The 6,904-nt window shown below is 61.6% G+C and carries 6 protein-coding genes; 5 read left to right on the top strand and 1 reads right to left on the bottom strand.

From position 1 onward, the window contains the following. Positions 1 to 5: 5 nt before the first annotated feature. A complete protein-coding gene (locus AC6R19_RS22520) occupies positions 6 to 404 on the bottom strand; it encodes a helix-turn-helix domain-containing protein (protein WP_500582117.1) in 399 nt (132 codons plus the stop codon). A 122-nt stretch (positions 405 to 526) separates the two neighbouring features. Between AC6R19_RS22520 and AC6R19_RS22515 the strand changes: the two genes are divergently transcribed. From AC6R19_RS22515 to AC6R19_RS22495, 5 genes are all read left to right on the top strand, one after another. Further along, positions 527 to 3,688 (top strand): CHC2 zinc finger domain-containing protein, encoded by a 3,162-nt coding sequence (locus AC6R19_RS22515; protein WP_500582116.1) that lies wholly within the window; start codon positions 527 to 529, stop codon positions 3,686 to 3,688. A 3-nt stretch (positions 3,689 to 3,691) separates the two neighbouring features. Next, complete coding sequence (gene xerC, locus AC6R19_RS22510) at positions 3,692 to 4,759, top strand: site-specific tyrosine recombinase XerC (protein WP_500582115.1); 1,068 nt, start codon at positions 3,692 to 3,694, stop codon at positions 4,757 to 4,759. Positions 4,760 to 5,513: 754 nt separating this feature from the next. Next, positions 5,514 to 5,798 carry a hypothetical protein gene (locus tag AC6R19_RS22505; protein WP_500582114.1) on the top strand — a complete coding sequence of 95 codons (285 nt, stop codon included), beginning with the start codon at positions 5,514 to 5,516 and terminating at the stop codon, positions 5,796 to 5,798. Positions 5,799 to 6,008: 210 nt separating this feature from the next. Continuing rightward, positions 6,009 to 6,383, top strand: a complete 375-nt coding sequence (locus tag AC6R19_RS22500) for a type II toxin-antitoxin system RelE/ParE family toxin (protein WP_500582113.1) — start codon at positions 6,009 to 6,011, stop codon at positions 6,381 to 6,383. Next, on the top strand, positions 6,376 to 6,681 hold the full coding sequence (locus AC6R19_RS22495) for a helix-turn-helix domain-containing protein (protein WP_500582112.1): 306 nt from the start codon (positions 6,376 to 6,378) through the stop codon (positions 6,679 to 6,681). Before AC6R19_RS22500 ends, AC6R19_RS22495 begins: the two co-directional genes overlap by 8 nt. Positions 6,682 to 6,904 lie beyond the last annotated feature (223 nt).

Below are 6,904 nucleotides of genomic sequence, written 5' to 3'. Positions count from 1 at the left end.
GACGATTATCGCTCCAGGGGCCGCATGGCATGCTCCACCTGGCGCTGGGCGATAATGGCATCGATCACCCGGATCACCGTGTCCTTGTCCTGATCATCGAAAGTCTCCAGCAGCTTGAAGCGCTTGAATAGCACTTCGTTGCGGATGGGGCTTTCCTCCATCGGCTGGCCCATCACCAGGTAGTCCAGCGATACATCGAAAATATCCGCCAACTGGATCAGCTTCTCCAGCGGCGGCGCGTGCATGCCGCTCTCGTACTTGTTCAGGTGGGAGTAGCGGATATCCAGCTTGTTGGCCAGCTCCTTCTGAGTCCAACCCTTCTGTTTGCGCAGCTCCTTGAGTCGTTTCCCGAAGGCCTGCCTGATGTCCTGATCCTGCATCACTTGCATTAGCTCGTAAACCATAGAGGCCTCCTAGTGTACGGATGGGTTCGCAAAGCGAATCTATTGACTGCCGAAAAACGAATATATAATATCCCGCAAAACGAATCAAACGAACTCTTGACAGGGTTTTGGCGGAGGGGGCTATGGCACGCATCGCGGACGAAGTGATCGAGCGGATCAAGGCGGAAGTGTCGGTGGAGCGGCTGGTGGAGCAGTTCGGGGTGGAGCTGAAGAAGCACGGCGCCGACCTGGTGGGCCGCTGCCCCTTCCACGACGACAAGACGCCGTCGCTGGTGGTGAGCCCGAAGAGCAATCTGTGGCACTGCCTGGGTGCCTGTCAGACCGGCGGCAGCGTGATCGACTGGGTGATGAAAACCCAAAAGATCAGCTTCCGCCACGCGGCGGAAAGGCTCCGCGACGACATCCCCGCCTTAGCCGCTCCCACGGCGCCCGCCGCCAAACCTGCCGCCGCTACCGCCCCGAAACCTTCCGCGCTCTCCCCCGATGCCGAATCCCACCACCTGCTGCGCCAAGTGATCGACTACTACCACCAGACCCTGCTGGCCAGCCCCGAGGCGCTGGACTACTTGAAGAACCGAGGGCTGGGCGACCGGGAGCTGATCGAGCGCTTTAAGTTGGGCTACGCCAACCGCACCCTGGCTTACCAGTTGCCGCCGAAGCGGCTCAAGGCCGGCGCGGAGATCCGCGAGCGGTTGCAGGAAATAGGGTTGCTGCGGGAGAGCGGCCACGAGCACCTGAATGGCTCGCTGGTGGTGCCGGTGATCCAGAGGACGGAAGACGGAGGACAGGAGACAGAAATTACCGAAGTCTACGGCCGCAAGCTGCGAGACGACTTGCGCAAGGGCACCCCGAAACACCTGTACTTGCCGGGGCCACACCGGGGCGTGTGGAATGCGGAAGGACTGCAAGGCCGGCAGGAAGTGATCCTGTGCGAAGCCCTGCTCGACGCCATGACCTTCTGGGTGGCGGGCTATAAAAACGTAACCGCCAGCTATGGCACTGCCGGTTTTACCGACGATCACCTGGCGCTGTTCCAGGAACTGAAAATCCAGCGGGTGCTGATTGCCTACGACCGCGATGCAGCCGGCAACAAAGCGGCGGAGCAACTGGCCAAAAAACTCCAGGGAGAAGGCTTTGCCTGTTACCGCTTGCTGTTCCCGAAAGGCATGGACGCGAATAAATACGCGCAGGAAGTGACCCCGGCCAGTAAAAGCCTCGGTGTGGTGATCCGCTCTGCGGAATGGATGGGCGAAGGTCCGGCGCCGGAGTGGCAACTGGATATCGAGGAACTCCAGCCACAGACCCCGCCCGCCTTAGCCGCCAATCCGGAAGCCAGGCAGCGCTTTGCGGAGCAGGCCGAAGCCCTGGCGGCGGAGATGCAGGCTATCGAGGAACGGGCCGCGCCGGCGCCGGCAGAAAAGCCAACAGAACCAGCCCCAACGTTGCCGGCGTCTGCCGTGCCGCCCGTCCCGGAAAACCTCCCCGAGCCGCAACAATCCGAACACGAGGTAAACATCACCTTCGGCGAGCGCCGCTACCGGGTGCGTGGTCTCCAGAAAAACACCAGCTACGAGGTTTTAAAAATCAATCTGCTGTTGCAGTGCGGTGACGTGGTGCACGTGGACACCTTCGACCTGTACAGCGCCAAGCACAGAACCGCCTTCGCCCGGCTGGCGGCGGTGGAATCCGGCCTCGATGACAAGCTGGTCCAGCGCGACCTGGGCCAGCTCTTGCTACAACTGGAAGGCTTGCAGGACAAGGCCATCCAGGAAGCGCTGAAACCGAAAGAGCCCACGACCTACACCATGGAGGAGGACGAGCGGGAGCAGGCCCTGGAACTGCTGCGCGACCCCGAACTCACATCCAGGATCATGGACGACTTCGCCAAGACCGGACTGGTGGGCGAGCCGACCAACGCCCTGATGGGTTATATCGCCGCCGTGTCCCGCAAGCTGAAAACCCCGCTGGCCATTATCGTGCAATCGACTTCGGCGGCGGGCAAAAGCGCCCTGATGGATGCCGTTCTAAAGCTGGTGCCGGAGGAAGACCGCATCCACTACTCGGCCATGACCGGCCAAAGCCTGTTTTATCTTGGGGAAACCGAACTCAAACACAAGATACTGGGCATTGCCGAGGAAGAAGGGGTGAGGCAGGCGGCTTATGCGTTAAAACTCCTGCAAAGCCAGGGCGAACTGACTATCGCCAGCACGGGTAAAGATCCGCAAACCGGCAAACTGGTGACGGAGGAATACCGGGTAGAAGGCCCGGTCATGTTGTTCCTGACCACCACCGCGATAGACATTGACGAAGAACTGCTGAACCGCTGTGTGGTACTCACCATCAATGAGAGCCGGGAACAGACGGCGGCCATCCAGCAGCGCCAACGCCAAGCCAGAACCCTGTCCGGTCTGCTGGCCGGCAACGAGGCGGAACAGCTGATCCAGCAGCACCAGAACGCGCAAAGGTTGCTGCGCCCGCTCGCCGTTGTGAACCCCTACGCCGAACAGCTGGCCTTCGCCGACAGTCGCACCCGGACCCGCCGCGACCACGAAAAGTACCTCACCCTGATCGACAGCATCGCGCTGCTGCACCAGTACCAGCGGGAAATAAAAACCGTCGAGCACAACGGCCAGCAGATTGAATACATCGAAGTCACGCCCAACGACATCGCGCTGGCCAACCAACTCGCCCACGACATCCTCGGCCGCAGCCTGGACGAACTGCCGCCACCCACCCGAAGGCTGTTGCAAAGCCTGTACACGCTGGTTCAAGACAAGGGCAAGGTTGAGGGACTGCGCCCGCACGAAGTGCGCTTCACCCGCCGGGAAATCCGCGAGGCCACCGGTTTATCCAACAGCCAGGTTGGCGTCCACCTGGAGCGGCTGGTGGAACTGGAATACGTCTATGTGCACCACGGCAAGAACGGCCAGCGCTTTGTGTATGAACTCGCCTTCGACGGCGACCCGGAGGCATCCCGGCCGCAGTTGTGCGGCTTGATCGACGTGGCCAAGCTGCAAAAGCGGACGGAAACCGACACTACGACCGCCGACCTTCCGGCCCAAAACCCCGACCTTCCGCATAGCTTCCGGCCACCTTCCGGCCAGCTTCCGGTTGAGGAATCCAAACCGGCAATCAACGGAAACCCCCGTCAGCAAAGCACTTCAGCGAATACAGAACCGAAAGCTTCCGGTTCCAGCCAGATACACCTATCCGGGGCAAAAAAGTCCGGCCCGTCGTACCGTACCGACCCCTCCTCTTTAGCCGCCTCAACCACCGAGGGCTAAGCCGTGCCCTACGTCGAGCGGAAAACCCCAAAGCCCACCGACCCGCGCTCCCTGGAAGCCTACGCCCTGGCCTACAAGGAACATCTACAGGCGCGCCACTACGCCAAACAGAGCGTGCAATACAAGCACGCCGCCATCCGCTGGTTTATCCAGTGGTGCGAAGAGCGCGGCATCACCCGTATCGAGCAAATCACCCGCCCGGTACTGCAACGCTACCAGCGCCACCTGTACTACGCCCTCGGCCGCGCCAACAAGCCCCTGTCCATCGCCAGCCAGCGCAACCGCCTGACCGCCGTCAGAACCTGGTTCCGCTTCCTGATGCGGGAAAACCTGATCCTGTACAACCCGGCCAGCGAACTGGAACTGCCGAAGGCCGAAAAGCGCCTGCCCAAGCACACCTTGACCGTGGAAGAGGCGGAGCTGGTGCTGTCGCAACCGGACATCACCACCGACAAGGGCATCCGCGACCGCGCCATCCTGGAAGTCTTCTACTCCACCGGCATCCGTCGCATGGAACTGGTAAGCCTGCGCCTACAGGACCTGAACAGCGGCGCCGGCGTACTCGCCGTGCGCCAGGGCAAGGGCCGCAAGGACCGCTTTATCCCCATCGGCGACCGGGCGCTGGCGTGGGTGCAGCAATACCTGGACGATGTGCGCCCGCACTACCAGTTGCCCAACAGCCCCGACAACCTCTTCCTCGACGAAAGCGGCCGCGACCTGGGCCGCTACCAGCTGGGCCGCGTGGTCAAAAAATACGTGCAACAGGCCGGCATCGACAAAACCGGCTCCTGCCACCTGTTCCGCCACACCATGGCCACCCTGATGCTGGAGAACGGCGCCGACATCCGCTTTATCCAGCAGATGCTCGGTCACAGCCAAATCTCCACCACCGAGATTTACACCCAGGTCGCCATCCACAAGCTCAAGGAAGTGCATACCCTGACGCATCCCGCGAAGCTGAAAGGGGACAGAAACCGCGAGGAGACGGAAGGGCAGGAGGCCGACGAAGAGCCGACTCTCGATACTCTGTTCGAGACCCTGGAGCGCGAACAGATCGAGGACGACGACTGACCCCGGTGCACCAAACCGCCTGTCACATGGCTTGCAAAAAAACAGCGCAAGCCAAGGTGCCAGGCTCGCCCCGTGCCGGCGGACAGTGCAAACCGTTCGTTCCAGCCGCCGCAAACGACGCGGCGGGCCGCGCTGCGCACGGCACAGGCAAAAAGGTGGCTGCAAAAGTGGGCTGGGGTCTGTCACGGCCCTTGCAAGCGCGCAAAAAAGCAGCGCGCAAAAGCGCAAGGCCCGCGCCAGCCCCCATCCCACTTTAGCGGCCGCTTCCCAGCCATGCCTCCCCCGGCCTCGCAAAAAGCGCTCGTCCTCCCCGCCCGAACAACGCCTGCCCGCCGTGTAGAGCAACTCCTGTGGTGCCCGGAGCTTCCTGCCGCCACAGAACGCCGTGCCGGCGTAAAGTCTTTAAGCGGGCAGGCCGGGCTGGTCGCATGGCTGGTTTTTTACCCCCCTAGCCCCCCAAGGGGGGAACACAAAAGGCCGCGGCGAAGCCGCGAAAACTGTTTGTCTCTCCCCCCTAAATCCCCCCGCTGGGGGGACTTCAAAGCCGCGGCAAGCCGCGAAAGCTTTTTACCTTGGGGTCCGTGCCACCCGGAAACCCCGTGTCTGCTGTGTGTCCCCTCAGCATAACCCCGTGCTCGCCCAGTCAAGGCCAAGCCCTTCGGGTGCCCCGCTGAACAGCGCTCCGCAGCCTTGACAGGCCTGCGCGCGAGGTTCCGCCAAGTGGCCACACAACAGCCACTAAGGAGGCATGGCCATGCAAAAGCAAATCCACGATCAAATAAACCAGTTGCCGTATCCGCTGGACAAAATCCTCAACACCGCCCACAGCCTGCTACAAACCGGCAGTAGCGGCGCCAGCACCGGCGAACTGATCGCCGCCGCGTTCACCCTGGAGCGCATCGAGTACCTGCCGCAAGGCTGGGGCGTCATCGAAGCCTGGGAGCGCCTGGACGGCGAATGGCAGTACTACGTCAAGCACCTACGGCAGGAGTACCGGCACCTGATCGAAGCCATCGAAGAGGCCGCGCCGCCGTTCTAGCGGCCAACCAGGAGGGGGCAAACGCCCCTCCGCCTTAGCCGCTTCCAGCGGTCGAACCGGCCGCCTGTCGGCGGCCCTTCGGGCGCTGCCGCGCCCGGAGGGCGGCTAAACAGAGGAAGCGGAGGGAGCCCGGCAGGCCAACCAGTCACAAATGATGGTGGGCGGCTATAGCACTAAGTGCTACACTTCGGATAACTCAAAAGGGCAGCTATGCGGATCTATAAAAACAAAGCCTTCAGCAAATGGGCGGGCAAGGAAGGCGTCAGCGATAGCGCCCTGGAAGCCGCCGTCGAGGAGATGGCCAATGGCCTGATCGACGCCGACCTGGGCGGCCAGGTGTACAAGAAGCGCGTGGCTGTGGGTGGTAAGGGCAAAAGCGGCGGGGTGCGCACTCTGCTGGCCTACAAGGTCGATGACAAAGCCTTCTTCGTCTACGGCTTTGCCAAGAATGTCCGCTCCAACATCAAGGACGACGAGTTGAAAGCGTTGAAGCTGTACGCCAAAACCCTGTTTGGCTACAGCGACAAAGAGATAGCCAAGGCCGTGAAGGCCGGCGTACTGATCGAGGTGAACGACAATGGATAAATCCATCCTGGAAGTGATGCACGAAAGCGCCCAAGAGCTGCACAAGGCTGGCGTCATGGACGAAGTCACCCTCAAGGAGTTTGATGCTCTGTGCCTGCCGCCAGTGAAGGAATACACCCCGACGCAGATCCGGCGCCTCCGCAAGCGCTACAAGGCCAGCCAGGGCGTGTTCGCGGTGTACCTGAATACCAGCAAATCCACGGTGCAGAAGTGGGAGCAGGGGGCCAAAAAGCCCAACGGCCCGTCTCTGAAGCTGCTGAACATCGTGGACCGCAAGGGCCTGGAAGTGCTGGCCTGACCCACAGCCAGCAACCACCCCAGATACAACAAGCCCCGGGCGCTGACGCCCCCGGGGCTTGTTGTATCCGGCTCCAGGAAAACCACTTCCAGGCCAAAAAAGTGCCTCAAGGGAAAAATCTTGGTAGAGTCGGTCTTCGTCGGGGAAAAGCTGCCGCAAGCCGTTGATCCATCAAGGGAAAATCGCTTCTGAAGTACGACATCGCGTCAGGTGAACCCATCTT

It is taken from the genome of Microbulbifer sp. SE14 (genome assembly GCF_059834885.1).
The sequence above is the reverse complement of the archived record's forward strand: the minus strand, read 5'-3'. Positions and strand labels throughout refer to the sequence as shown.